Annotated in this window: 27 protein-coding genes; 19 read left to right on the forward strand and 8 right to left on the reverse strand. The window is 71.8% G+C overall.

The window, feature by feature from the left end; translation table 11 throughout:
• The first annotated feature begins 418 nt into the window (after positions 1-418).
• The 6 genes from ABD331_RS19415 (at position 419) to ABD331_RS19440 (ending at position 6,422) form a co-directional block, all read left to right on the forward strand.
• Positions 419-844, forward strand: coding sequence for a hypothetical protein (locus ABD331_RS19415; protein ID WP_344476630.1), 426 nt, complete (start codon positions 419-421; stop codon positions 842-844).
• A 78-nt stretch (positions 845-922) separates the two neighbouring features.
• A complete protein-coding gene (locus tag ABD331_RS19420) occupies positions 923-1,981 on the forward strand; it encodes a hypothetical protein (RefSeq protein ID WP_344476632.1) in 1,059 nt (352 codons plus the stop codon).
• 98 nt (positions 1,982-2,079) lie between these two features.
• Positions 2,080-2,781, forward strand: a complete 702-nt coding sequence (locus tag ABD331_RS19425; RefSeq protein WP_187415050.1) for a vWA domain-containing protein — start codon at positions 2,080-2,082, stop codon at positions 2,779-2,781.
• Between the two features lie 83 nt (positions 2,782-2,864).
• Positions 2,865-4,064, forward strand: coding sequence for a protein phosphatase 2C domain-containing protein (locus tag ABD331_RS19430; protein WP_344476635.1), 1,200 nt, complete (start codon positions 2,865-2,867; stop codon positions 4,062-4,064).
• Positions 4,065-4,085: 21 nt separating this feature from the next.
• Positions 4,086-5,231 carry a hypothetical protein gene (locus ABD331_RS19435; RefSeq protein ID WP_344476637.1) on the forward strand — a complete coding sequence of 382 codons (1,146 nt, stop codon included), beginning with the start codon at positions 4,086-4,088 and terminating at the stop codon, positions 5,229-5,231.
• Positions 5,232-6,422 (forward strand): FHA domain-containing serine/threonine-protein kinase, encoded by a 1,191-nt coding sequence (locus tag ABD331_RS19440; RefSeq protein WP_344476639.1) that lies wholly within the window; start codon positions 5,232-5,234, stop codon positions 6,420-6,422. It begins immediately after the preceding gene.
• A 246-nt stretch (positions 6,423-6,668) separates the two neighbouring features.
• Here the strand turns inward: ABD331_RS19440 and ABD331_RS19445 are convergent, their stop codons facing one another.
• Positions 6,669-8,165 carry a type 1 periplasmic-binding domain-containing protein gene (locus ABD331_RS19445; protein WP_344476641.1) on the reverse strand — a complete coding sequence of 499 codons (1,497 nt, stop codon included), beginning with the start codon at positions 8,163-8,165 and terminating at the stop codon, positions 6,669-6,671.
• A 178-nt stretch (positions 8,166-8,343) separates the two neighbouring features.
• Between ABD331_RS19445 and ABD331_RS19450 the strand changes: the two genes are divergently transcribed.
• Both ABD331_RS19450 and ABD331_RS19455 read left to right on the forward strand, forming a co-directional pair.
• The gene (locus tag ABD331_RS19450; protein WP_344476642.1) at positions 8,344-8,976 is read left to right on the forward strand and encodes a hypothetical protein; all 633 of its coding nucleotides are present in this window, start codon (positions 8,344-8,346) and stop codon (positions 8,974-8,976) included.
• Between the two features lie 20 nt (positions 8,977-8,996).
• Positions 8,997-9,440, forward strand: a complete 444-nt coding sequence (locus ABD331_RS19455; protein ID WP_344476644.1) for a GNAT family N-acetyltransferase — start codon at positions 8,997-8,999, stop codon at positions 9,438-9,440.
• On the opposite strand, the gene sigJ is transcribed toward ABD331_RS19455, so the two are convergent.
• Entirely contained in the window at positions 9,430-10,323 is an 894-nt protein-coding gene (gene sigJ / locus ABD331_RS19460) for an RNA polymerase sigma factor SigJ (protein ID WP_344476646.1), read from the reverse strand. The genes ABD331_RS19455 and sigJ overlap by 11 nt on opposite strands.
• A 136-nt stretch (positions 10,324-10,459) precedes the next feature.
• On the opposite strand from sigJ, the gene wrbA reads away from it, so the two are divergent.
• The gene (gene wrbA / locus ABD331_RS19465) at positions 10,460-11,068 is read left to right on the forward strand and encodes an NAD(P)H:quinone oxidoreductase (protein WP_344476648.1); all 609 of its coding nucleotides are present in this window, start codon (positions 10,460-10,462) and stop codon (positions 11,066-11,068) included.
• Here the strand turns inward: wrbA and ABD331_RS19470 are convergent.
• On the reverse strand, positions 11,065-11,571 hold the full coding sequence (locus ABD331_RS19470; protein ID WP_344476650.1) for a nuclear transport factor 2 family protein: 507 nt from the start codon (positions 11,569-11,571) through the stop codon (positions 11,065-11,067). The two genes, wrbA and ABD331_RS19470, sit on opposite strands and share 4 nt — an antisense overlap.
• Positions 11,572-11,637: 66 nt before the next feature.
• Here ABD331_RS19470 and ABD331_RS19475 point away from each other — a divergent pair, with 66 nt between their 5' ends.
• Together ABD331_RS19475 and ABD331_RS19480 are read left to right on the forward strand one after the other, a co-directional pair.
• Positions 11,638-12,054 carry a MarR family winged helix-turn-helix transcriptional regulator gene (locus ABD331_RS19475; RefSeq protein ID WP_344476652.1) on the forward strand — a complete coding sequence of 139 codons (417 nt, stop codon included), beginning with the start codon at positions 11,638-11,640 and terminating at the stop codon, positions 12,052-12,054.
• Positions 12,055-12,072: 18 nt separating this feature from the next.
• Entirely contained in the window at positions 12,073-13,035 is a 963-nt protein-coding gene (locus tag ABD331_RS19480) for a TAXI family TRAP transporter solute-binding subunit (protein ID WP_344476654.1), read from the forward strand.
• Here ABD331_RS19480 and ABD331_RS19485 read toward each other — a convergent pair.
• Together ABD331_RS19485 and ABD331_RS19490 are read right to left on the reverse strand one after the other, a co-directional pair.
• Positions 13,032-14,477, reverse strand: a complete 1,446-nt coding sequence (locus ABD331_RS19485) for a sensor histidine kinase (RefSeq protein ID WP_344476655.1) — start codon at positions 14,475-14,477, stop codon at positions 13,032-13,034. The two genes, ABD331_RS19480 and ABD331_RS19485, sit on opposite strands and share 4 nt — an antisense overlap.
• A 6-nt stretch (positions 14,478-14,483) precedes the next feature.
• Entirely contained in the window at positions 14,484-15,167 is a 684-nt protein-coding gene (locus ABD331_RS19490; RefSeq protein ID WP_344476657.1) for a response regulator transcription factor, read from the reverse strand.
• A gap of 172 nt (positions 15,168-15,339) precedes the next feature.
• On the opposite strand from ABD331_RS19490, the gene ABD331_RS19495 reads away from it, so the two are divergent.
• The 3 genes from ABD331_RS19495 to ABD331_RS19505 are packed head-to-tail and all read left to right on the forward strand — an operon-like array spanning position 15,340 to position 18,369.
• Positions 15,340-16,377, forward strand: coding sequence for a tripartite tricarboxylate transporter substrate-binding protein (locus ABD331_RS19495; RefSeq protein ID WP_344476658.1), 1,038 nt, complete (start codon positions 15,340-15,342; stop codon positions 16,375-16,377).
• 1 nt (position 16,378) lies between these two features.
• The gene (locus tag ABD331_RS19500; protein ID WP_344476660.1) at positions 16,379-16,840 is read left to right on the forward strand and encodes a tripartite tricarboxylate transporter TctB family protein; all 462 of its coding nucleotides are present in this window, start codon (positions 16,379-16,381) and stop codon (positions 16,838-16,840) included.
• Positions 16,841-16,863: 23 nt separating this feature from the next.
• Positions 16,864-18,369: a tripartite tricarboxylate transporter permease gene (locus ABD331_RS19505; RefSeq protein ID WP_344476662.1), complete on the forward strand. Its 1,506-nt coding sequence runs from the start codon at positions 16,864-16,866 to the stop codon at positions 18,367-18,369.
• A 41-nt stretch (positions 18,370-18,410) separates the two neighbouring features.
• Here the strand turns inward: ABD331_RS19505 and katG are convergent, their stop codons facing one another.
• Together katG and ABD331_RS19515 are read right to left on the reverse strand one after the other, a co-directional pair.
• Positions 18,411-20,645, reverse strand: a complete 2,235-nt coding sequence (gene katG, locus ABD331_RS19510; RefSeq protein WP_344476665.1) for a catalase/peroxidase HPI — start codon at positions 20,643-20,645, stop codon at positions 18,411-18,413.
• A 32-nt stretch (positions 20,646-20,677) separates the two neighbouring features.
• A complete protein-coding gene (locus ABD331_RS19515) occupies positions 20,678-21,109 on the reverse strand; it encodes a Fur family transcriptional regulator (protein WP_344476667.1) in 432 nt (143 codons plus the stop codon).
• 82 nt (positions 21,110-21,191) lie between these two features.
• On the opposite strand from ABD331_RS19515, the gene ABD331_RS19520 reads away from it, so the two are divergent.
• Positions 21,192-22,217 (forward strand): protein kinase family protein, encoded by a 1,026-nt coding sequence (locus ABD331_RS19520; RefSeq protein ID WP_344476670.1) that lies wholly within the window; start codon positions 21,192-21,194, stop codon positions 22,215-22,217.
• 115 nt (positions 22,218-22,332) lie between these two features.
• Positions 22,333-22,542, forward strand: a complete 210-nt coding sequence (locus ABD331_RS19525; protein WP_344476672.1) for a hypothetical protein — start codon at positions 22,333-22,335, stop codon at positions 22,540-22,542.
• Positions 22,543-22,566: 24 nt separating this feature from the next.
• On the opposite strand, the gene ABD331_RS19530 is transcribed toward ABD331_RS19525, so the two are convergent.
• The gene (locus tag ABD331_RS19530) at positions 22,567-23,145 is read right to left on the reverse strand and encodes a TetR family transcriptional regulator (protein ID WP_344476674.1); all 579 of its coding nucleotides are present in this window, start codon (positions 23,143-23,145) and stop codon (positions 22,567-22,569) included.
• An 87-nt stretch (positions 23,146-23,232) separates the two neighbouring features.
• On the opposite strand from ABD331_RS19530, the gene ABD331_RS19535 reads away from it, so the two are divergent.
• From ABD331_RS19535 to ABD331_RS19545, 3 genes are all read left to right on the forward strand, one after another.
• Positions 23,233-23,868 carry an NAD(P)-dependent oxidoreductase gene (locus tag ABD331_RS19535; RefSeq protein ID WP_344476675.1) on the forward strand — a complete coding sequence of 212 codons (636 nt, stop codon included), beginning with the start codon at positions 23,233-23,235 and terminating at the stop codon, positions 23,866-23,868.
• A 2-nt stretch (positions 23,869-23,870) separates the two neighbouring features.
• Positions 23,871-24,659, forward strand: coding sequence for an SGNH/GDSL hydrolase family protein (locus ABD331_RS19540; protein WP_344476677.1), 789 nt, complete (start codon positions 23,871-23,873; stop codon positions 24,657-24,659).
• An 89-nt stretch (positions 24,660-24,748) separates the two neighbouring features.
• The gene (locus ABD331_RS19545; RefSeq protein WP_344476679.1) at positions 24,749-25,186 is read left to right on the forward strand and encodes a protein-tyrosine phosphatase family protein; all 438 of its coding nucleotides are present in this window, start codon (positions 24,749-24,751) and stop codon (positions 25,184-25,186) included.
• The last annotated feature ends 3 nt before the right edge of the window (positions 25,187-25,189 follow it).

Raw genomic sequence — 25,189 nt, forward strand, 5'->3', positions numbered from 1 at the left:
TCGGGTGGTGTTCACGTGCGGCCCGGAGTGCAGGGGCCGGATGTCGCGGACGCGGTCACCCTCGCGGATGCGGTCATCCTCGCGGTACTCGGTGGCCCGCCCGGCGTACAGGGACTGGAGCGCGGCGGTGAACGCTTCGAGCTCGGTGGTCGTGCCCGGCGGCAACCCGAGCGTGCGGCGGGCGGTGTTGCCCGTGCCGGCACCGCAGATGACGCGCGGCCGGGCTCGAGGGCGTTCAGGCTGGTGAAGCCGCACGCGGCGGCGGGCAGCGACCGCAGCGCAGTGCCGCGACCACGAGGCCTGTGCGCATGACGCCTCCTTGAGAAATCGATATCCGGCCCGCACCCGTCAGCGGCACATACCTGCGGCATACCGCTGCCTCCAAGAATGTGATCGCAGACCTACGGGAGGGAACATCATGAAGATCCTGCGTAATCTGGCCGTCGTCGCGGCCATGGGCGTGGCTGCGACGGTCACGGCGACGCCCGCGATGGCGTCCGCCGCCGCCGAGGGGTACCTCGTCACGCGCTGCGCGAACGGCAGCTACAGCATCGAGGTCCGGGTCCACTACCTCACGACGGGCACCAACCACGTGTTCAACCAGGTGTCCTGGAAGATCGCAGGCAACGTCGGCGGCCAGAACACCGTCCGCTACCACTTCATCCAGGACGCCGCAACGGACCAGGTGTTCAAGGTCATCAACTACACGGGCGGCAAGACGGGCACGCGGAACATCTCGGTGACGAGGCCGAAGTCGCACCAGGTGTACGTGAAGCTCGGCGCCCGGTTCGACACGAGCGCCTCCAGCGACCCGGGGTGCACGTCCCAGACCCGCGGCATCTAGCGCGGACCGGATCGGGGGCGGGGGAATGTCGGTGCCGCAGGGCATGCTGGGTCTCCCCGGTGACATGGAGGAAACCCGTTGGCCCGCCTGCTGCGCCACCTCGAAGAAGAGCTCTACGTACAGGGCGGGCTCGCCTTGTACGGTGGCACCGACTGCCCGGAGTTCCGCGACCGGGAGTCGGAGGCCGACTACTACACGGCCGCCATCCGCCTGGAGGCCTGGGACGCCGAGCCGCCGCACTCCGCCCGCGAGGCAGGGGACGCCGAGCCGCCGTACTCAGGCCACGAGGCCGGGGACGCTGAGCTGCCGCACTCCAGCCGCGAGGCTGCGGACGCTGAGCCGCCAGACCCCGGCCCCGGCTGGCGGCTTGTCGGGCGGCAGGAGTTCACGGCCGAGACCGGCGTGATCCAGCTGGGCGTGACGGACGACACGGGCCATGACTTCCTGATCGGCCCGCCCTTCTTCGCGTACGGGGTGACCGCGCACGTCGGCGACCCGGACGTCACACAGTGGCTGTTCCGGTTCTGGCCGGTCCGCGACGCCTTCGACCCGACCGTGCACCTGAGGCCGAGGGACGCGGGGGAGCCTCGCCAGGTGCCCGTCCCCGTGACGGCGGCCGGGCAGTGGGCCACCATGCGTCCGGGGGCGTTACGACTGAGGGAGTGGACGGGGTTCTTCGGCCACGACGCGGGCCCGATCGCCGGCGCGTTGAACCCCGATTACGCGTCCACCTTCCTGATCCCGGACGACGAGGTCGATCTGCGGGGTAAACGCGCGGGCGGCACGTACCGGATGTGGCGCTGGGAGTGGGAGACGGCCGACGGCAGGCCGCACGACGGCAACCTGCTAACGGCGAGGGTCGTGCACCTGCGCGACCCGCACGGCTCCCGCCTGCTGGCCTCCGGCATCGTGACGGTGCTCGGCATGGAGGGGACGCGCTACCTCGTCCGCGACGCCGAGCCGCACGAGGCCGCGCGGGTGCTGTGCTCCGAAGAGACGTGGGCGGGCGCCGTACCAACCCGGTCGGACGCCGAGGAGCCCCGGTCGGACGCCGAGGAGCCCCGGTCGGACGCCGAGGAGCCCCGGCCGGACTCCGAGGAGCCCCGGCCGGACTCCGAGGAGCCCCGGCTGGGCTGAGGTGAGCGAGGCGACCTGGGGTGGGCTTATCGGGCAGGGATGTGCGAATGCCCCCGAACCTTGCCAAGACCAGCAATCCCCATCAGGATGAAAAGCCGATGAGATCGGCCAACGGGCGCCCGCGCGCCTTCCCCTTCTACATCGTCTGCGACGTCTCGCATTCGATGCACACCGCCCGCGAGGACGGTCGGCCCACCCCGTTCGAGGTGCTGTCCAACTGCGTGGGCGAGTTACTGTTCGAGCTGGAGGCGGGTGATCCTGGCGTCAGCGAGGCGGCGCACGTCGCCGTCGTGTCCTTCTCGGACAGGGTCGATCTGGTGCTGCCGCTGACCAGGCCGTGCGACGCGATCAGGGTCCCGGCGCTGCGGCCCGGCAGGCAGACGGACTACCTGGTGGTCTTCAGCGAGCTGGTGAAGATCCTGCAGAAGGACCACAGGAAGCTGTCCAAGCAGTTCGACGTGCGGGCGCCGGTCGTCTTCTTCATCACGGACGGCGAGCCGTACGTCGGCAAGACCCTCCAGGACGTCGAGGTGTGGGGGCCGGCGCGCGATCGGCTGGCGAGCCTGCAGCCGGCGCCGTACATCGTGGCGCTCGGGTTCGGGTCGGTGCGGGAGGAGACGCTGCGGCGGGTGGCGTCCACGCTCAGGGGCGAGGTGCTGGCCTTCGCGGGCGAGGTCGCGACGGGGGCGGCGACGGTGCTGCACGGCATCGCGCAGGCCGTCTCCGACAGCATCAGCGCCTCCGTCAACAGGAACACGGCGGTGCTGCGCGGGCCCGACGGGATGCGGCAACTGAGATGATCAAAGCGGCGCTGGCGGGGTTGCTCCTGGTCATCGGGTTGGGGCCGGTGGAGGTGCGCTCTGGCCCAGCGCCGGAGCCGACGGTGGAGTCCCGCGATGAGCCGGACCTGACGGTGAAGGCCCGTTATGAGCCGAACCTGATGGTAAAAGCCCGCGATGAGCCGGGCCTGATGGTGAACGCCCGCGATGAGCCGAACCTGATGGTGAAGGCCCATGATGAGCGGGAGCCGATGGTCGAGGTCCGTAAGCGGCCCATGGTGGTCGAGGCCCGCGATGAACCGGAGCCGACGGTGACGGTGACCGTGACGCCGGGTGCGCGGCAGAGCGGGTCGGGGTCGGGCTGGCCGTGGTGGATCCTGTCCTGCCTGGTCGGCGGCGGCGCCGTCCTGCTGGGCCAGTTGTTGCTCGGCCGCAGAGCACCCCGCCCGGCGACCGACGACAGAACGCCGCTCGGCCCCCTCCCGCAACCGCTGCCCGTGCTGCTCGCCGGCGGCGCGGACTCGCGCGCCCCGGGCGTCGCGCTCGACGGCGGCATGCTCGCGCAGACCACGGTACGCGCCGTGAGCCTGCGCGGCCGCCGCCACGGCTACCGCGGCGAGCCGCTGCAGGACGCCTACGCGGTACGGCTGAGCGCCGACGGCCGATGGGTGATCGCGGCGGTGGCCGACGGGCTGGGCAGCACCCTGCACGCCGAGCACGCCGCCTCCGTGGCGGTGCGCGCGGCCACGAACCTGTCGCTGACGCCCGACCTCGGCTGGCACGCGGCGTTCGCGACGATCGCGGGCGAGGTCATGCGCGCCACCGCCAGGCTCGGCGGCCAGCGCTTCGGCAGGCACGGCACGAGGGCGGCGGCGGATCCGCCCGCCACGACGCTGACGATCGGGGTGGTCCCCGCGGACGGCAGGCGCGGGATCGCCGCCTGCGCGGCCATCGGCGACTCGCCCGCCCTGTGGCTGCACGACGGGATGTGGACGGAGATCTTTCCCCCGGTGGGGCAGCGTCCGGGAAACGTCACGTCCGCCCTGCCCGATGATCTCGGTGAGCTGCGTGAGCGGCAGATCGATTGGGGGCCGGGTGATGTGCTCGTCCTGTGCAGCGACGGGTTCGGAACGGCCATGGGCGGCGGCGGCAGCGTGCTCGCCCAGCGGCTGGTCACCGCGTGGAGCTCGCCGCCCGAGCTGCGCAGCTTCCTGCGGGACGTGGACTTCCAGCTTTCGACCTACGACGACGACCGGACCGTTCTGGCGTTGTGGGCGGGCCGCCACGACACGGCCGTCCTGTGACGGGGGCGCGGCGGCAGCGGCATGAACCCCCCAGACGTGGTCGATGAAGCGGATCTGACGTTCCCCGCGGACGCCGACGGCTACCACCTGCGCCCCGGCGGCCAGGCCAGGAGCCTGGTGTTGTGCGAGGTGGGCGAGGTTCCCGGCAGGTTCCTGTTCAAGCGGTACGACGAGGAGACGCTGGCGGGGCTGGACGAGGAGGCGCTGCTCGCCATGGTGCGCTGGCGGCGAGAGCTGTCCCGGCAGGATCGGGCGACGCTCGACCGGCGGTGCGCGTGGCCGGTGTCGGTGGTCCGGCAGGGCGAGGTCACGGGCGAGGTCACGGGCGGGGAAGCGGGCGAGGTCACGGGCGAGGTCACGGGCGGGGAGGCGGGCGAGGTCACGGGCGGGGAAGCGGGCAGGGAAGCGGGTAGGGTCACGGGCATCCTGATCAGGCCCGCTCCCGAGCGGATGTTCATCGAGCTGCGTGACCGGCGGGTGCCGCGGCATCTCGACGAGCTGACCCGCTCGCCCGAGCGGGTGAACGCGCTGCGCGACCACTACGGCACCCGCTACTACGAGCCGCCGTACAAGCTGGCCGTGCTCGGCAGGCTGCTCGCGACGGTGCAGTGGCTGCACGAGCAGGGGTACGTGGTGGGCGACCTGCAGTTGCGCAACGCGGTCTTCACCGTCGATCCGGCGCCCGCGGTCTACCTGCTGGACTGCGACTCCTGCCTCCGGGTCGGCGGTCGAGGCGCCCTGCCCGAGGTCGATCCCGAGCAGTGGAAGCTCCCCCGTGAGGGGGCGTTCACCCTGGAGTCGGACTACTACAAGCTCGCCTGGGCCGTCGTGCGGTGCCTCCAGGAGAGCGCGGAGACGTGGTCGCTGGACGAGGTCGCGCTGGCCAGGGTCCTGCCGGCGCGGCACCGCCGGCTGATCAGCCAGTGCGTGGACGGCGCCCCGGAGTCGGTGGACGTCGAGCGCTGGCGGGCGGCGGGCGAGTCGTGGCGCTGGCTCGTCACTCCTGAGCGCATCTACGTCGAGACCGACTCCGACCTGCGCGTGGCGTGGCGGCGGGGCAGGTCCGCGGTGGGGGACGGCTCGCGCGTCCGGCACGGCGGGGTCGTGGTGCTGCTCGTCGTCCTGGCGGCGATCGCCGTCGTCGCCCTGGTCACGTGGGGAGTCTGAATGAACACCGGCGAGCCACGGCGGATCGGGCCCTACGAGGTGCTCGGCCGCCTCGGCGTCGGCGGACAGGGCACGGTCTACCTGGCGCGGGGCGAGGCGGGCCGGGTCGCGATCAAGGTCATTCACGCGCAGGGGGCGGCCGATCCGAGGGCGCGCAGGAGGTTCGCGGACGAGGTGGCCATCGCGTCGCGGGTGCCCAGGGCGTACACGGCGATGATCATCGAGGCGGCCACCGACGGCCACCAGCCGTACATCGTCAGCGAGTACGTGGAGGGCCCGTCACTGCAGGAGCTGGTCGAGACGCACGGGCCGCTGTCGGGGGCCGCGCTCGAACGCCTGGCCACCTACACGGCCACCGCACTGGCGGCGATCCACGGCGCGGGGGTCGTGCACCGCGACCTCAAGCCCGCCAACGTGATCATCGGGCCTGACGGGCCGCGCGTGGTGGACTTCGGCATCGCGCGGGCCCTGGAGGCGACCACCGCGGTGACCACGCCCGTCGGCACCCCCGCCTACCTCGCGCCGGAGCAGGTGGCGGGGGCGGAAGCCGACGTGGGGCCGCCCGTGGACGTGCACGCGTGGGCGGCCACCGTGTACTTCGCGGCGACGGGCAAGGCGCTGTTCGCGGGGAGCAACGTGGCGTTCATCATCAACCGCGTGCTGAACGAGACGCCCGACGTGCGGGTGATCGCTGAGCCGCTGCGGTCGCTCATCGCCGGCTGTCTCGACAAGGACCCGGCGCGCCGGCCCACCAGCATGGACCTGCTGAGCCGCCTCGTGGGCTACCAGTCGGCGAACTCGCAGGCGACGGTGCCGCGCACGGTGATCCTGCCGGCCACCCTCGGAACGCTGAAGGAGACCACCACGCTGGGCAGCGGGCCCGCGTCCGACATCGTGATCAGCGGCGCGGGGATCGCCCCTGCGCACGCCACCGTCCGGAAGGTGAGCACGGGTTACCGGCTGCACGACCACAGCGGCGGGCTGGGGACGTTCATCGACGGCAGGCCCGTGCTCTACGCCACCCTGCGGCCTGGCGAGCGGTTCAGGATCGGCCCTGTGGTGCTGCGCCTCACGGAGGCGGGGGAGGTGGAGCGGGTGCGGCTCGGCGGGATGTCCGCCGCCCGCTGGTGGCTGCTGCTCGTCCTCGCCGCGGTGGTGGTGCTGGCGGTGATCGTCGCGATCACGGGATGAACGCGGTCGCGGAGGGCGCACGTCATGAGATGGCGCACGTCACGAGATGGCGCACGTCACGAGATGGCGCACGTCACGAGATGGCGCACGTCACGAGATGGCGCACGTCACGAGATGGCGCACGTCACGAGATGGCGCACGTCACGAGATGGCGTGCGTCCTGAAATGGCGTGCGTCGCGGGATGGCGCGCGTCATGGGACGGGCGCACGTCTTGGGAGGGGCGCGCGTCATGGGACGGGTGCGCGTCACGGGATGGTGACGGGTGCGGGGACGGTGACGTTCACCCGTTCGCCGGTCTTGGAGTCGAGGGTGAACGCGCCGCTGGCGCCGCGGATGACGTTGGTGCCGGTGAACAGGTAGAGCTGCCCGCGCACCGCCGCCGCCGAGGGCAGGCTGAGCTGGGACGGGTCCACGCCGATCGCGGCCTTCTGCACGGCGGTGGCGGCGGCGGTCACAGCGTCGTACGACAGGATCGCCAGCCCGCTGCCCAGGTGAGCCGCAGGGAACTTCACCCCGTGGTGCGGCGCCACGAACTCGTCGCGGAAGTCGCGGTAGAGCTGGCGGTGCGGGTTGGCCTCGTTGTCGAGCCTGTTGGGGTCGGCGAGCGGCACGAACAGCACCTTGATCGGCGCTTCGGGGTCGTGCAGCGACGGGTCGTTCGGATCCTGGTCCTGGGCGTCGTCGCCGGTGACCACGGTGATGGGGGTGGACCGGCAGGGCCGGCTGCGCAGCAGCTTGAGGAACGTGGGCATGAACGCCTGACGGCCCGCGTAGAAGATCATGTCGGTCTTGGTGCCGCAGATCGTGTCGCTGATCGTCCGCAGCAGTGAGGGGCCGCCGCGCGGGTCGAAGGGGAAGCTCAGCCCGGACTTGTCGACGTACGGCTTGAGCCCGAGCTTCGGGTCGAGGAACGCGTCCTTGAGCGAGCGGGCGTACAGGTCCTTGGTGCCCTGCGGGGTCACGTCCGCCCACATCAGGGCCGCGGCGCCGGTCACCTTCTTCTTCTTGAACTCCTCGGAGATGGCGGCGAGCTGGCCTGACGTGCTGACGGCCGTGCGGGTGAGGCCGGGGATGGGCCCGGCGTCGTCGATCTCGCCGGTGGTGTTGAACCCGGCCGCGGTGATGAAGTCGGCGACCATCGGGATGCCCGGGTCCTTGGCCAGGGCGCGTGCCGCGTCGATGCTCTCCTGCTGGCTGGGGCCCATCCCGGTGACGGCGACGATCTGGCCGGGGCTGCCCGTCGCGCCCGTCGCGGCGTTGCGCCGCACCGCCTGCACGGTCGTCTGCCACTTGGAGCCGTCGTGCCCGGTGTTGGCCAGCAGCAGCCGGATCTTGGGGAAGGTCTCGGAGCGGTTGGCGCGGTACTGCCCGATGAACGCCCCTTCGAGCTGGTGCAGTGCCCGCTCGCCGACCAGGCCGCGCGGCCCTGCGCCCATCGGGGCCATGAGCGCGATCGCGCTGTGGTCCTTGCCCTGTGCGACCTGGCGGTTCTCGGCCGCGATGGCCTCCAGGATCGGCTGGTACTCCTTGCCCAGCACCATCGTGCCGTCGGCGGGGTCCATCAGGCCGACGCACTCGTCGTCGATCTCGACGACGTCAGCGCTGCGCGTCTCGCAACCGCCCCAGGGCCACCAGCCCTGCGTGTAGTTGACGAGCACGATGGTGGAGATCAGGACGGCCACCACGACGACGATCACTACCAGGCGCCGGTGGAAGAGCGTCCCGATCTGTCGTAAGAGCATCCATGCGCGCGCGGCGAGGGAAGGCGCCGGTGCCGGTTCGTCATGCATCTGGCGTTCCATCCCTAAGGCGGCGGCCTGTCAAACTCATCGTCATTAAAACGTGTTCATCGCCAGCCGGACAACATCCATGGTCGGGGCACATGGGGCAGAAGGTGACGTACTACAGCACAATCGAGGCATGGGAAACCCTCGGCAGCCCGGCCCCCGGGATTACCCCGGTGTGGTCGCCGTCCTGGTCGTGCTCCTGGCGGTCCTCCTGCCGGGCGGCCTGGCCCTCAGCGTCCACAGGTACCTGAACCCGGACACCGCGGTGACCCCGCCGCCGGTCACGGTCGCGGTCGCGAAGCCCACCCCCGGCAAGAAGAAGGACGCGCAGCTCACCGACGGCGAGTTCGGCGACTGGAACTTCCGCATGGGCAGCGTCGCGTTCAAGGCCAAGAGGGTGAGCGGCTGGACCTACGACTCCTGCGCCCCGGTCGACCGGCAGGGCGTGCTCGCCGGGAAGGGCTGCGACCAGGCCGTTCAACTCGCCTACTCGGCCTACAGCGGGCACCTGAAGGCGGTGCAGGTCATCATGGTCTTTCCCAGCGAGCAGGCCGCCAAGGACACGGCGGACTCCTCCCGGGCCGTGCAGTGGCGCAGGGACAAGCTGCTCAGCGAGTACGCCTACGGCAGGACCAGGTCGAGCGCGACGGGAAAGTTCGTCGTCTTCACGGCCGTCACCGCGGACAAGACGGCCCAGGCCAAGGCCGCGCAGTTCCACCAGTCCCTGCACGCGGACCACGTGAGTTACTTCCTGTTCCGTTCTTAAGTCCAGATAACATCGCGATCGTGGGAGATTGGGAGCTTCGTCCTGCTTCGTGGGCGGACGTCGAGAAGGTGGCGGAGCTGCGCGCCGTGGTGATGCGGCCCGACCTGGAACGGCTCGGCCGCTACGACGAGCACCGCGTTCGGCAGCGCTTGCGGGACTCCTTCGAGCCCGCCCACGCCTGGACGATCGAGGTGGGCGACGACTTCGCCGGCTGCGTCGCGCTGCGCCCGGCCGAGGGCGTGTACTGGCTGGAGCACTTCTTCCTGGACCCGCGGCTGCACGGCAGGGGCATCGGAACCGCCGTGCTGGGCAGGCTGCTGGAGCGCTGCGACCGTGAGGGGGCCGTGGTCAGGCTGAACGTGCTGCAGGGCAGCGCGGCCCGCCGCCTGTACGAGCGGCACGGGTTCACCGTCGAGGCCGAGGACCCGGTGGACGTCTTCATGGTGCGCGCCGTCACCTCGTAGTCCACGGGCGCAGCTTCTCCGGGTTGAGCACCGCCCAGACGTGCTTGATCCGCCCGCCGGCGATGTCGAACGCGAGCACCGACACGGCGACGCCGTCCAGCTCGGCGACCAGCCCCGGCTGGCCGTTGACGGTGCGCTCCACCAGCCGCATGCCGGACCGGGCGTCCATGCGGTCGGCGAAGAAGCGCGCGATCGGCTCGGCGCCCGTGACGGGGCGCAGCACGGCCGTGACCAGGCCGCCGCCGTCGCCGGTCGCGGTGGCCTCGGGGTCGAGGATGGCGATCAGGGCGTCGATGTCCTTGCCCTCCCACGCCCGCTTGAAGGCCCTGACCACGCCGGCCTGCTGGGCGGCGGGCGCCGGGGGAACACGGGAGTCGCGGATGCGGCGGCGGGCCGAGGTGGCGAGCTGGCGGCAGGCCGCGGGGGTGCGGCCGACGATCTCGGCCACCTCGGCGAACGGGTAGCGGAACACGTCGTGCAGGATGAACGCCACCCGCTCGGCCGGCGTCATCGACTCCAGCACCACGAGGAAGGCCATGTTGACCGACTCGTCGAGGGTGACCCGGTCGGCCGGGTCGTCGGTCGCCGGCTGCGGGCGCTCGGGCAGCGGCTCGGGGATCCACTCGCCCACGTAGCGCTCACGCCGGACGCGGGCCGAGCGCAGCAGGTCGAGGCAGACGCGGCCGGCGACCTTCGTCAGCCAGGCGGCGGGCGAGTCGATGGCGTCCTGCTCCGGCCTGGACATGGCGTACCAGCGGGCGTACGTCTCCTGCACCACGTCCTCGGCGTCGGCCAGCGAGCCGAGCAGCCGGTAGGCGAGGTTGAGCAGATGCCGCCGCTCGCTCATGATCGCGCTCAGTCCCGGGTCGGGTCGGTTGCCCATCTGTCGCTGACTCCTTCGTTCGTCGCGGCCTCACCCCATCCGACGAGACAGCGGCCCGCACTGTGAGGCCGCCGCCTCACATTGTGCGCGGCCGTCTCGTCGTACCGGCGAACCGAACCCGAGAAGGGACCTGACCATGGAACCCGTCAACGTCGCGATCATTTACTACAGTGCCACGGGCACCGTGCACGCGCTGGCGCGGGCCGCCGCCGAGGGCGCGGAGAAGGCCGGCGCGGACGTGCGGCTGCGCAAGGTCGCCGAGCCTGCCCCGCCGGAGGTGGTCGGCTCCAGGCCGGAGTGGGCCCAGCACGTACGGGACACCGCCGACGTGCCCGAGGCCGGTCTCGACGACCTGTCGTGGGCCGACGCGGTGCTGTTCGGCACGCCCACCCGCTTCGGGAACCCGGCGAGCCCGCTGCGGGTGTTCATGGAGAGCGCCGGCCCGCTGTGGTTCCAGGGCAAGCTGGCGGACAAGGTGTACTCGGCGTTCACCGCCTCCAACACCGCGCACGGCGGGCAGGAGTCGACCATCCTGGCGCTGGCCAACACGTTCTACCACTGGGGCGGCATCATCGTGCCGCCCGGTTACACCGACCCCGTCCAGTTCCAGTCGGGCAACCCGTACGGCACCTCCCACGTGGCCGGTGACGGGCCGCCCAGTGACGTGATCCTGCAAGCGGCCCGCCACCAGGGGCGTCGCGTGGCCGAGACGGCCGCCTCGTTCAAAGCCGGTCGCGCGGCCTAGGCTCCCGCTGCCGCCGCCCGGTTCCGGGCGGCGGCCTGCGCGACCGCGCCGGTGTTGCCGTCGGACCAGGCGACGTGCTGGACGAGCCGCTCGATGCGCCAGCCGTCCGGCGTGCGCAGCAGGTGGTTGGTGTACGAGCCGCGCAGCAGGTAGAAGTCGCCGCCCTCGGCGCCTTCGAGGAGGTGCTGCGCGTACATGTACGAGTGGCAGACCGCCCGGTCGGGGTCGTCGTCGTCGAACTCGACGACGTGGTTGGGGCTGAGGTGCTGGGTGGCGGTGAAGCCGTCGAGCGCCTCGCGGACCCCTCGGACGATCTCCTGCCTGGGGAAACTGCCTTTCCGGCTGCCCAGCTCCGAGTAGTCGACGAACACGGGGTCGGTGAAGCAGGCCGCGAACGACTCCCAGTCGCGGCGGTCGACGCTGGTCGCGTACCTGGTGACCTGTTCGACGATCTGGACGCGGTCTTCGAGGCGACGGATGCGGGCTTCGAGTGTCATCTGCATTGGCCCAACCATACGAACTGAGATGATCCGAAGCAAGACGATATGAGGCGGGATAGTATTGGTCTCATGCCTGAAGAGGACCTGACCTGGCTGGCCCACCGCGCCGCCGAGGCGCTCAAGGGGGCCTTCAACGAGGTGTCCCGCGCGGCCGGCCTCGCCGACCTGCGTGACTGGCTCGTTCTCGCCCTGGTCAGCGACGGCTCACAGCGCACCCAGTTGGAGATCGCCCGCGAGCTGGACATCGACAAGACGACGCTGGTGGCCATCATCGACCGCCTGGAGCGGGACGGGCTGATCGTCCGCAACGTCTCAGAACGCGACCGCCGCGTCCGCATCCCGGCGGCCACCCCGAAGGGCGTCGAGGTGAAGAACCAGGTCGCCGTCGCCCGCGACGCGGCCATCAGCGCACGCCTGGCCGCCATCCCCGCCGACGAGCACGCCCGTTTCCACAGCATGTTGTGGAGCATCGTCGAAGGCCCCTGAGGTCCGTATCATCTCGGCATGGCCGTGCCCCACCTCAGCCGCCGGGCGCTGATCCTGGCCGCGGGCGGGTTGCTCGCCGGCTGCTCACGGCGGCCCGAGATCGACCCGGTCCGGTTACGGCTGGCCACCGGGCCGGCGGGCGCGGTGTACCGGCGCATCGGCGGCTCGCTGGCCGAGCACATCACCCAGCAGGTGCCGGGCGCGACGGTGACCACCGTCCCGAGCGGCGCGTCCACCGACAACATCAGGATGTTGCGGGCGGGCGAGGTGCATCTCGGGCTGACCAGCCTGGACGCGCTGATCACGACGGACGGCCGCGCGCCGGACGGCCTGTCGGCGGTCTGCCGCCTGTACGACAGCCACCTGCATCTCGTGGTCATGGCCGGTTCGGCGATCGACGGCTTCCGCGACCTGAGGGGCAGGCGCGTCTCCCTCGGCGCCCATGACTCGGGCACCGAGTTCACTTCGCTGCGCATTCTGGAGCTGGGCCGGATCAGGGCCACGATCCGCTACCTCAGCCAGGCGGAGTCGGCGGCGGCCCTGCGTGACGGCGCGATCGACGCGATGTTCTCCCTGACCGGCGTCCCGACCCCGGCCATCACCGACCTGGCGCAGCGGCATCCCGTCCGGCTGATCCCGCTGGACGAGCAGGCGGACGCGCTCTTCACGGCCTTCCCCGGCCCCTACGCCCCCGCCATGATCCCCGCGACGGCCTACGCCGGGGTCCCGGCCACCCGCACGGTCGCGGTGCCGAACGTGCTGCTCGCCCGCAACGACCTGCCCGACGACCTGGTGTACGCCATCACCGACACGATCTTCACGCATACCGGCACGATCACTTCGGGCAGCCGCGACGACACCGCGGCCGTGCCCGACGCCGTGCCCGAGGCGTGGCAGATCAACGTGCGGACGGGCATCGCCACCTCGTCGATCCCGCTGCATCCCGGCGCGGCGGCCTGGTTCCGTACGCGCAAGCGCTAATCCCCCGGCTCCTGGGGGGCGACCGGCAGCGCGACCACGGCGGCGAACCCGTGGCCGGAACCGTCCGGGCGCGGCAGGCCCTCCTCCAGCCGCAGCTCGCCCCCGGCCGCCCCGACCAGGTCGGCGCAGATCGCCAGGCCGAGCCCGGTGCCCGGCACGTTCTGGTGGCGTGGCGAGCGCCAGAACCGGCGCAACGCCTGCGCCCGCTCGGCCTCGTCCAGCCCCTGCCCGTCGTCCCGGACGGCGATCACCACCACACCATCGGCGCCGACGCGGGAATCGGCGGTGACTCCGGAGCCGGCCGCGACGCGGGCGCTCACCTCCACCACCCGCGCCTCCGACAGCCGCAAGGCGTTGCTGACCAGCTCGTCCAGGATGCTCCCCAGCCCGCCCGTGGGCTCCAGCACCCGCAACCCGGGCGGCACCTGCACGGCCAGCGTCTGCCCGGCCGTCGCGGTCAGCGCCCGCCACCGATCCACCCGGGTGGCCAGCACCGCGTCCAGATCCACCGGCGAGGTCGTCCTGATGCTCTCCATCCGCGCGCTGGCCTGCAGCGAGTTCAGCAGCCGCTGCATGGCCTTCACCTCGTCCACGGCCACCTCGTACACCTGCCGCCCGCCCCCTGCGAGGTGCGGCTCCAGCGTCTCCACGGCGAGCCGGAGGCTGGTCAGCGGGTTGCGCAACTGGTGCGAGGCGTCGGAGACGAAGGCCCGCTGCCGCTGTACGGCGTTCTCCACCGCGTCCATCATCGTGTTGAACGACCCGGCGAGCCGCCGCAGCTCGACAGGGCCCGCCTCGGCGTCCGCCCGGATCGTCAGGTCGCCCTGCGAGATGCGGGAGCTGGCCGCGTCCAGCTCGCGCACCGGGCGCAGCACCCACGCCGACACCGGCCAGGCGACGGCGACCAGCGCGATGAGCGGCAGCAGCCCGAGCGCGGCGAGCTGAGCCCACTGCAGCAGGACGCGGGAGCGGGTCTTCGACAGGTCGGAGATGGTCACGACGGCGCCGACGACCTCGCTGTCCCGGCCGACGGGCTCGGCGACCACGAGCGCGGAGGCGTCCCACGGCACCCATTCGCCCGACGGCTCGGAACGGGTTCCGGCGAGCGCGGCGGTGACGATCCTGGGCAGCGCGGGCTCGGCGCGGGCCGCCTCCTGGTAGGCGGCGGCCGGTCCGAGCAGCACCGTGCCGGACGTGTCGATCACCGCGGCGGGGATGCCGTAGAGGTCGTGGTAGCGGGTCAGCTCCTGCTGGAGCGCCTCGGTGCGGCCGGTGGACAGCGCGGTCTCGGCCAGCGAGGCGAACCTGCCGACGTCGCCCAGCCGGTCCACGTACGTCTCCTGCATCTCCCGCTCGGCCAGGGTGACGCTGTGCGGCACCCCGAGCGCCGCGACGAGCAGCACCGCGAGCGGCACCAGGACGACGAGCAGGCGGCGGCGCACGGCGGGTCAGCCGATCAGCTCCGGCTGGCCGGCCTGGAGCCGATAGCCGACCCCGTGGATCGTGCGGATGGGCACGGACGGCCCGAGCTTGTTGCGCAGCGCCGCGATGTGCGTGTCGAGGGTGCGGCTGGAGGACTCCCAGGTCGCGCCCCAGATCTGGTCGAGGATGACGTCGCGGCTGACCACGTTCGGGGCGCGGCGGGCCAGCAGCAGGAGCAGCTCGAACTCCTTGCGCGTCAGCGTCACGGGCGCGCCCTCGACCGTGACCTCGCGGGTGCCGACGACGATCCGCATCGGGCCGAGGACGAGCGGCTCGTCAGGATGGCTGAGCGAGCGGGCCACGCGGGTGCGCCGCAGCACGGCGTCGATCCTGGCCAGCAGCTCGGGGATGCCGAACGGCTTGACGATGTAGTCGTCGGCGCCGGCGCGCAGGCCGCGTACCCGCTCGTGCTCCTCCGAGCGCGCCGTCACGGCGATGACGGCCGTCTCCGGCCGGTCGCGCAGCTTGCGGATCACGTCGAGGCCGTCGCCGTCGGGCAGGCCGAGATCGACGAGGACCACATCGGACGGGGCGGCGCGCACCGCCTCCGCGGCGGTGGCGACGCGGTGGACCTCGAAGCCCGCCTGGACCAGAACGGTCACCAGACCCCGCGCCACGCGGTCGTCATCCTCGATGATGGTGATCCGCATACCGGCGGATTGTACGGCGCGATCGGCGCTTGTGTTAGCCCTGGACTTCTTGGGATTCTTCTGACATCCAGCGCATTCCTTGGGATTTCTCTGACACCATCCGCGTCCCTCCCGGCCGAGACTGAGGCCGCGCGCACTCACCACGGGCATGCGCTGACGAGGAGGTCGCCCTATGAGAACGACCAGCACGTACCGGGCCGCCGCCCGGATGATCGCCGCGATCGGCGCCGCATCGCTCGTCGCCGCGTGCTCGGGCAACGGCGGCACCACCACCGCCACCGGAGGCGCCACGGGCGGCGGGGCCGCCTACCCGGACAAGAACATCACGTTCGTCGTGCCGTTCAGCGCGGGCGGCCCGACCGACACCGTCACCCGCATGATCGCCGAGCCGATGGCCGCCAAGCTCGGCGGCAAGATCGTCGTCCAGAACGTCGAGGGCGCGGGCGGCACCGTCGGCGCGGGGGAGGTCGCGCGGGCCGACCCCGACGGCTACACCGTGCTCATGCACCACATCGGCATGTCCACCGCGCCCGCACTCTACGCGGACCTCGGCTACAAGCCGCTGGAGGACTTCCAGACGGTCGGGCTCGTCACCGAGGTGCCGATGACCGTCGTCGCCCGCAAGGACTTCGAGCCCAAGACGCTCCAGGAGCTCGTCACCTACGTCAAGGCGAACGCCGCCAAGGTCACCCTGGCCAACGCCGGCATCGGCGCCGCCTCCCACCTGTGCGGCCTGCTGTTCCAGACCGCGGCAGGCGTCAAGCTCCAGGAGGTGCCGTACGAGGGCACCGGGCCCGCGCTGACCGACCTCGTCGGCGGCCAGGTCGACTTCATGTGCGACCAGACGACCAACACCAGCGGCCAGATCACCGCGGGCGAGGTCAAGGCGTACGCGGTCACCACGCCGGAGCGGGTCAAGAGCCTGCCCGACCTGCCCACCACCACCGAGGCCGGGCTGCCGCAGCTCCAGGTCAGCGTCTGGCACGGCCTGTACGTGCCCAAGGGCACCCCGCAGGACGTCGTGGCGAAGCTGACCGAGGCGCTCAAGACGGCGCTCGCCGACCAGAAGGTCATCGACCAGATGGCCAAGCTGGGCACCGCGCCCGTCCCCGCCGAGGACGCCACCCCCGCGGCGCACACCGCCAAACTCCAGGAACAGATCGGCACCTGGGGCAAGGTGATCGCCGACGCCGGGGTCAAGGCCGGCTGAGGTGAAGCACCGCCGATCCTTCCCCGACGTCCTCGCCGGAGCCGTCTTCGTCCTGATCGGCGGCGCGTTCGCGGTGGGGTCGCTCGGCTACGAGCTGGGCACCCCGCTGCGGATGGGCCCCGGAGCCTTCCCCCTGCTGATGGGCGCGATCGTGGCCGCGCTGGGGCTGGCGATCGTCGTCAAGGGGCTCGTCGCCGGAGAGGTGATCGCGTTCGGGCCCGTCCCGTGGCGGGCGGTCGCCGTCATCGTGCTCGCGCTGATCTTCTTCGGGTTCACCGTACGCGGCCTCGGGTTCGTCCCCGCCTCGGCGGTGACCGCCCTGCTCACGACGCTGGCCAGCTCCCGCGTCCGCCCGCTCACGGCGCTGGCCGTCGCGGCAGGGCTCACCGTGGCCGCCACGCTCATCTTCGTCGTCGGACTCCAGCTACGGATCCCGCTGGTGGGCCCGTGGCTGGGGTTCTGACGCCGCACCCGGATTGAGAGGGCATGGAACTTCTCGACAACCTCGCACTGGGCTTCTCGACCGCCCTCCTCGTCCAGAACGTCCTCTACTGCTTCGTGGGCGTGCTGCTCGGCACGGCCGTCGGGGTGCTGCCCGGCATCGGGCCGACGGCCACGGTCGCCATGCTGCTGCCGATCACGTTCAGCTTCGAGCCGGTGACGGCGTTGATCATGCTGGCGGGCATCTACTACGGCGCCCAGTACGGCGGCTCCACCACCGCCATCCTGATCAACCTGCCGGGGGAGTCGTCCGCGGCGGTCACCGCCCTCGACGGCCACGAGATGGCCCGCCAGGGCCGCGCGGGCGCCGCGCTCGCCACCGCCGCGATCGGCTCCTTCGTCGCCGGCACGATCGCCACCGTCGCCCTGGCCGTCGCCGCCCCGCCCCTGGCCAGGGTCGCGCTGCGGTTCGGCGCCGCCGAATATTTCTCGCTCGTGCTGCTCGGCCTGATCGTGTCCATCGCGCTGGCCCGCGGAACCGCGCTCAAGGCCCTCGCCATGATCGCGCTCGGCGTCCTGTTCGGCACCGTCGGCCAGGACATCTACACCGGCACCCCCAGATTCGTCTTCGAGCAGCGCGAGCTGTACGGCGGCATCGACTTCGTGTCGGTCGCCGTCGGCATGTTCGGCGTGGCCGAGATCCTGCGCAACCTCGAGAACGAGCAGACCCGCACCGCGATCGTCGGCCGCGTCAAGAACCTCTGGCCCACCCCCGAGGACCGGCGCAGGATCGTCGGCCCCATCCTCCGCGGCACCGGCCTCGGCGCCGCGCTCGGCGTCCTGCCCGGCGGCGGGCACGTGCTCGCCTCGTTCACCTCCTACGCCGTCGAGAAGCGCCTGTCCAAGCGGCGGCACGAGTTCGGGCACGGCGCCATCGAAGGCGTCGCAGGGCCCGAGTCCGCCAACAACGCCGCCGCCCAGACGTCGTTCATCCCGCTCCTCACCCTCGGCCTGCCCGCCCACCCCGTCATGGCGCTGATGGTCGGCGCGTTCATCGTGCACGGCATCACCCCGGGGCCGAACGTCCTCACCGACGAGCCGGAGCTGTTCTGGGGGCTGATCGCGTCGATGTGGATCGGGAACGTGCTGCTGGTGCTGCTGAACCTGCCGCTGATCGGGATCTGGGTGCGGATGCTGCACATCCCCTACCAGGTGCTGTTCCCGATGATCATCCTGTTCGCGGCCATCGGGACGTACTCGCTGTCGTTCAACGGCTTCGACGTCTACGCGATCGTCTTCTTCGGCGTCCTCGGGTACGTGCTGATCAAGTGCGGGTGCGAACCCGCGCCGCTGCTGCTCGGGTTCGTGCTCGGGCCGTTGCTGGAGGAGAACCTGCGGCGGGCGCTCATCATCTCCCGTGGGGACGCGACCGTCTTCCTGACCCGGCCCATCTCCGCGGCCCTCCTGCTGCTGGCCGCGACGGCGCTCGTGGTCACCGTCCTGCCGGCGATCCGCAGGCGGCGGGAGGCGGTGTTCACCGAGGACGAGTGAGCCGACGGCCGGCCCTCGCCGAGGACCGGCCGGTGGGGAGATCAGACCAGGTCGAACCGGTCGGAGTTCATGACCTTGGCCCAGGCCGCCACGAAGTCCCGCACGAACTTCTCCTTCGCGTCGTCGCTCGCGTACACCTCGGCCAGCGCCCGCAGCTCCGAGTTGGAGCCGAACACCAGGTCAGCCCGCGTGCCGGTCCACTTGACCGCGCCGGTGGCGGCGTCGCGCCCCTCGAACGTGGTCTGGTCCTGCGACGTGGCCGTCCAGGTGGTGCCCAGGTCGAGGAGGTTGACGAAGAAGTCGTTGGTCAGCGTCCCCGGGGTGGGGGTGAAGACGCCGAGCTGGGTCTGCTGATGGTTCGCGCCGAGCACGCGCAGGCCGCCGACGAGGACGGTCAGCTCGGGCGCGGACAGGTTCAGCAGGTTCGCCTTGTCGAGCAGCAGGAACTCGGCCGGGAGGCGGTTGCCCTTGCCGAGGTAGTTGCGGAAGCCGTCGGCGGTGGGCTCCAGCGCGGCGAACGACTCGACGTCCGTCTGGTCCTGCGCGGCGTCCACGCGGCCCGGCGTGAACGGCACCTCGACCTCGAAGCCGGCGGCCCGGGCCGCCTTCTCCACGGCGACGCCGCCGGCGAGCACGATCAGGTCGGCGAGCGAGACCTGCTTGCCGGCCTGGGCGGAGCCGTTGAAGGCCTTCTGGATGCCTTCGAGGGTGCCGAGCGTGGTGGCGAGGCGGTCGGGGTCGTTGACCTCCCAGCCGATCTGCGGCTGCAGGCGGACGCGGGCGCCGTTGGCGCCGCCGCGCCTGTCGCTGTCGCGGTAGGACGAGGCGGACGCCCACGCGGCGGAGACGAGCTGCGAGACCGACAGGCCGGAGGCCAGGATCTGGCTCTTGAGGGTGGCGACGTCGCCGGCGTCGATCAGCTCGTACGTGCGCGCGGGCAGCGGGTCCTGCCAGATCAGCACCTCGTCGGGCACCTCCGGGCCGAGGTAGCGCACGATGGGGCCCATGTCGCGGTGGGTCAGCTTGTACCAGGCCTTGGCGAAGGCGTCCGCGAACTCCTGGGGGTTGTCGCGGAAGCGGCGCGAGATCTGGTCGTAGATCGGGTCGACGCGCAGCGAGAGGTCGGTGGTGAGCATCGTCGGCGCGTGCCGCTTGGCCGGGTCGTGGGCGTCGGGGACGGTGCCCGCGCCCGCGCCGTCCTTCGGCCGCCACTGGTTGGCGCCGGCGGGGCTCTGGAACAGCTCCCACTCGTACCCGTAGAGGATCTCGAAGAAGCTGTTGTCCCAGGTGATCGGGGTGTTGGTCCAGATGCCCTCAAGGCCGCTGGTGATGGCGTCGCCGCCCTTGCCTGTGCCGAAGGTGCTGCGCCAGCCGAGGCCCTGCTCCTCCAGCGTGGCGGCCTCGGGGTCGGCGCCGACGTGGTCGGCCGCGCCCGCGCCGTGGGTCTTGCCGAAGGTGTGGCCGCCCGCGATGAGGGCGACGGTCTCCTCGTCGTTCATGGCCATGCGGCGGAACGTCTCGCGGATGTCCCTGGCGGCGGCGAGCGGGTCGGGGTTGCCGTTCGGGCCCTCCGGGTTGACGTAGATGAGGCCCATCTGGACGGCGCCCAGCGGGTTCTCCAGCTCACGGTCGCCGGTGTAGCGCTCGTCGCCGAGCCAGGTGGTCTCGGGGCCCCAGTAGACGTCCTCCTCGGCCTCCCAGACGTCCTCGCGCCCGCCCGCGAACCCGAACGTCTCGAAGCCCATCGTCTCCAGCGCCACGTTCCCGGCGAGGATCATGAGGTCGGCCCAGGACAGGTTGCGGCCGTACTTCTTCTTGACCGGCCACAGCAGGCGACGGGCCTTGTCCAGGTTGGCGTTGTCGGGCCAGCTGTTGAGCGGCGCGAAGCGCTGCTGGCCGGCGCCGGCGCCGCCGCGGCCGTCGCTGATCCGGTACGTGCCCGCGCTGTGCCAGGCCATCCGGATGATGAGCGGCCCGTAGTGCCCGAAGTCGGCCGGCCACCAGTCCTGGGAGGTGGTCAGCACCTCGGCGATGTCCCGCTTGACGGCCGGGAGGTCGAGGCTGAGGAACGCCTCGCGGTAGTCGAAGCCGTCGCCGTAGGGGCGGGCCACGGCGGGGTTCTTGGCGAGGATCCTCAGGTTGAGCCGCTCCGGCCACCACTGACGGTTGCCGCCACCCTGGGTGGGGTGCGCGGCGCGCGTGTGCGCGACCGGGCAGCCGGCGCCTTCGCCGCCTGCCTTCGGGTCTGTGACGATCGCGTCATGGTTCTCGGTCATCGGGAGTCCTTCCAGGACTTGGGTTCGGCCGCTCAAGGAGTGGCGGAGCAGGCGGGGCATCGGCCCCAGTAGATGACCTCGGCCTCGTCGATGGTGAAGCCGTGGTCGTCCGCGGCGTGCAGGCATGGGGCATGACCGACCGCGCAGTCGACGTCGGCGACCGCGCCGCACGACCGGCACACGATGTGGTGGTGGTTGTCGCCCACGCGCCCTTCGAAACGGGCCGGGCTGCCCGCCGGCTCGATGCGGCGTACGAGGCCCGCGGCGGTGAGGGCGTGGAGGGCTTCGTACACGGCTTGCAGGGAGACGTGACCCACGCGATCGCGTACTCCGGTGGCGATCGCCTCGACGTCGAGGTGGTCACCGTGCCGGACGGTCTCGAGCAGCGCGACGCGGGCGGCGGTCACCCGCAGACCGGCGCCGCGCAGCTCCTCGGCGGGTGTCGGAGTCCTGGGTGCGGTCATGGCGCCACAACCTACAACCACAAACACGAGCCATACAAGATAATGAAAAGCCCCAGTTTTGTTGTTGTGTCAGGCTTTACCCATGCCGCATCAGGACCGGGCTCGCCTGGTGGCCTACGACGCCGTGTCCACCCGCCTGGCCATGCTGAGCGACCGCGAACTGGCCGGGCTGGTGGCCGGGGCCGAGCCGAGAGGGGCGGGCATCGGCGGGCGGTCGGCGGAGCTGGAGGTGGCGGGCGTCCGCGTGTTCGTCAAGCGGGTCCCCCTCACCGACCTGGAGGTGCGTCCCGAGCACGTGCGCTCGACGGCCAACGTCTTCGGCCTGCCGATGTTCTACCAGTACGGGGTCGGCTCGGCCGGGTTCGGCGCGTGGCGGGAGCTGGCGGCGCACGTGATGACCACCAACTGGGTGCTGACCGGCGCGTATCCCGGGTTCCCGCTGCTGCACCACTGGCGGGTGATCCCCGACCACCCTCCGGAGGGGTTCGCCGACGAGTTCGGCGGCATCGACGGGGCGGTGGCCCACTGGGAGGGGTCCGAGGCCGTGCGCGGGCGGCTGGAGGCGATCGCCGGCTCGTCGCTCAGCCTGGTCCTGTTCCTGGAGCACCTGCCGGGGACGCTGGCCGCCTGGCTGGCGGAGCACCGGGCGGGCGAGCCGTACCCGTGGCTCGAACGGGCGCTCGCCCGCGGCACCGGCTTCCTCGGCTCACAGGGGTTCGTGCACTTCGACGCCCACTTCATGAACCTGCTCACCGACGGGAGCGAGGTCTACTTCGCCGATCTGGGCCTGGCGCTGAGCACGCGGTTCACGCTGTCCGGCGAGGAGTCCCGCTTCCTGGCCGACCACCTCTCCTACGACCGGCACTACACCACCAGCCATCTTCTGCGCCATCACCTGCCGGGCGGCACGCGGGGGCCGGAGGAGCACGCCGCGTTCCTGCGTGAGTGGACGGCGGGCGGCGTCCCGCGCGAGCACGTACCCGCAGGCGTCGCCGGGGTGCTCGACCGGCACGCCGCGACGGCTCTCGTCTTCGACGAGTTCTTCGGGCGGCTGGTGAGCACCAGCAAGAAGACGCCCTACCCGCGAGCGGCGCTCGACCGGGCGTGACGGCGGGTCAACCTGCCTGCCACAGCGTCGACAGCACCAAGGTCGCGCCCAGAAAGCCGGGTCAGCAAGTAGGCTGTCTACATGTAGGCCGTCTACATGAGAGGAGCCCCTTCTGATGAGTGCGGAACAGGCAGGCGGATCGACGATGCGGGCGGTGCGGCTCATCATCCTCCTCATCGCCGGGATCGTCGTCGGGAACGTGCTGGTCACCCTGCTGATGACCCGCGACACCGGCCTCGGCGTGGACGAGCTCATCGCCTTCGCCGGAGGCGCGGCGCTCGGGCTGCTGGTCGAGTTCGGCTTGTTGCGGCGGTCCGGACGCTGAGCCGCTGACGGGGCGACCGCTCTGTCACGTTCTTTCGAGGGCTTCGAGCAGCGTGCGGACGAACGCGGCCGCCGCCTCCTCGTCGTCCGCGTAACCGGCCTGCGACATGTGCCCGAGGAACGCGTACTGGAAGCAGGCCCCGAGCAGCAGCCCGGCGGCGGCCCGCACGTCCGCCCCGGCGCGCACCCGTCCGGCGGCCTGCTCGGCGCGCAGGTAGGCGGCCAGCGCCTCGTTCGCCTTGTGCGGCCCGGCGCCCTGCTCCGCCAGCTCGCGCTTGTGGGCGGTCAGGGTGGCCGGATCGGCGAACATCGAGGCGAACATGGGGAAGCCGCCGCGGTAGAGGTCGATGGCCGCCCTGGCCACGGCGGTGAGGCTGTCCACCAGGCCGTCACCGCCGCGCAGCGCGTCGGCGAGCGGGGCGAAGCCGGGTGAACGTTCGCGCATGACGGCCACCATCAGGTCGGCCTTGCTGGGGAAGTGCTTGTAGAGGGCCGCCTCGGTGAAGCCGGCGGCCCGCGCGATCTGGCGCGTGGTCACGTTGGCCAGGCCCTGTTCGGCCATGACGGTGGCCGCCGCGTCGAGGATCACGTCTCTGGTGCCCATGCTCGCCCTCTCCTGTTGACATGGTGAGTAAACGCTCACTAGCCTGCGTCACGTGGTTAGTGAGCGTTTACCAACCAAGGAGTCTAGATGAAGATCACCGTATTCGGCGCGACGGGCGGCACCGGACGGCACGTCGTGGAGCAGGCACTCGACGCCGGGCACCACGTCACCGCCGTCGTCCGCGACCCCGCCGCCCGCCTTCCCCGCTCAGGCGACCCCCGCCTCGACCCGGTGATCGCCGACGTCATGCGGCCCGGCGCCATCGAGGCCTGCGTGAGCGGCAGGGACGCCGTCGTCTCCGCGCTCGGCCCGCGCGGCCGGGGCGGCGGACAGGTGTGCGCCCAGGGCGCGCAGTCGATCATCACCGCCATGCGCGCCACCGGCGCCCGCCGCCTGATCGTCGTCACCGCCAGCGGTCACGTCGTGGACGAGGGCGACGACCTGCTCAACCGGGCCCTGGTCAAGCCGCTGCTGCGGCGCTTCCTGCGCGAGGGCTTCGCCGACTTCGCCCGTACCGAGGAGCTCGTCCGCGCCAGCGGGCTGGACTGGACGATCATGCGACCGCCACGCCTCACGGACGGGGCCCGCCGCCCGTACCGGACCGCTCTCGACCGGAACGTGCGCGGCGGCATCACCATCGCCAGGGCCGACCTCGCGCACGCCGTCCTGGCAGCCCTCGACGACCCGGCCACCGCCGGGCACACCATCTCCCTGGGGTACTGACCGTGAAGAGACCGATCATCATCACCCTCAGCCTGGTGCTCGCCGCCGCGCTCTGCGCCGCCGGGACCGTCGCCTACCTCACCTTCCTGCGCCCGGCCGACAACCCGCCCGCCGACGCCTGCGCCGCCGAGGGCGCCCGGCCACGCGTCGTGGCCGCCGGGGCGAGCATGACGCAGGGGTCGCTCGGCGCCGACTGGGTGGGCTCGCTGCGCGCCGCGTTCCCCGCCTACGAGTTCGTGAACGCGGGCAGCAACGGCAACACCACCGCCGACCTGCTGGAGCGCGTGGACAGCGACATCGTGGCCTGCCGTCCCGCCGCGGTGACGCTGCTGATCGGCACCAACGACGTGCGCAACTCCGTCCCGCTGGACGACTACCGCGCCAACCTGCGGGCCATCGTGGACCGGGTCAAGAGCGGCACCGGCGCGCGCGTCGCCCTGATGTCCCTGCCTCCGCTCGGCGAGAACCTGGACGCCCCGATCAACCGCACCCTGACCGGCTACAACGCCGCCGTCAAGGACGTCGCCGCGCAGACCGGGTCCGACTACCTGCCGCTGCACGAGCGCATGGCCGACGTGCTCCGGCACGGCGCCCGGACCTCGTACGGCTTCAGCTTCCCGCTCGCCTTCACCGTCGCGGCCCAGCACTACCTGCTGCGGCGCACGTGGGACGAGATCGCCCGGTCGGGGGGCAGGGAGCTGCTGGTGGACCACGTGCACCTGACCGACCGGGGCGGCGCCATCGTCACGGAGCTGGCGAGCGGCTGGCTGACCGGCCTCGCGAAGGCCTGATCCAGAGGCCCGCCCAGCCTTGCCAAGCGGTCTCAGCCCGTAGCGGAAGCCCGCTCCGGCCCGCGCCTGCCCTGGCTACGCTCGGCCTCATGATCGAGACCTGGGACCCCGCAGCAGCAGGGGTGCTGCGCCTGCCGTCGGGCCGCCTCGTCCGCGGCAGAGGCCTGAGCCGCCCGCTCCCTGAAGGCCCTGAGCCCGCCTTCGCCCTCTACTGCCTCGGCAAGGAGCCCCCGGGTGTCGCCTGGGAGCACCGCTGGATCCGCTGGCCCGACTTCTGGCTCCCGTCCGACCGCGACGCCATGGCCAGGGCGCTGCGCGAGGCGTGGGGCCGCGCGGAGACCGAGCGGGTCGAGGTGGCGTGCGCCGGCGGCAAGGGCCGCACCGGCACCGCGCTGGCCTGCCTGGCCGTGCTCGACGGCGTCCCCGCCGCCGGCGCGGTGGCCTACGTGCGCGAGCACTACGACCGGCACGCGGTCGAGACGCCCTGGCAGCGCCGCTTCGTCGCCCGCTTCAAGGCGGCCTCCTGAAGA

This window comes from Nonomuraea monospora, from assembly GCF_039531895.1.
Classification (GTDB): domain Bacteria; phylum Actinomycetota; class Actinomycetes; order Streptosporangiales; family Streptosporangiaceae; genus Nonomuraea; species Nonomuraea monospora.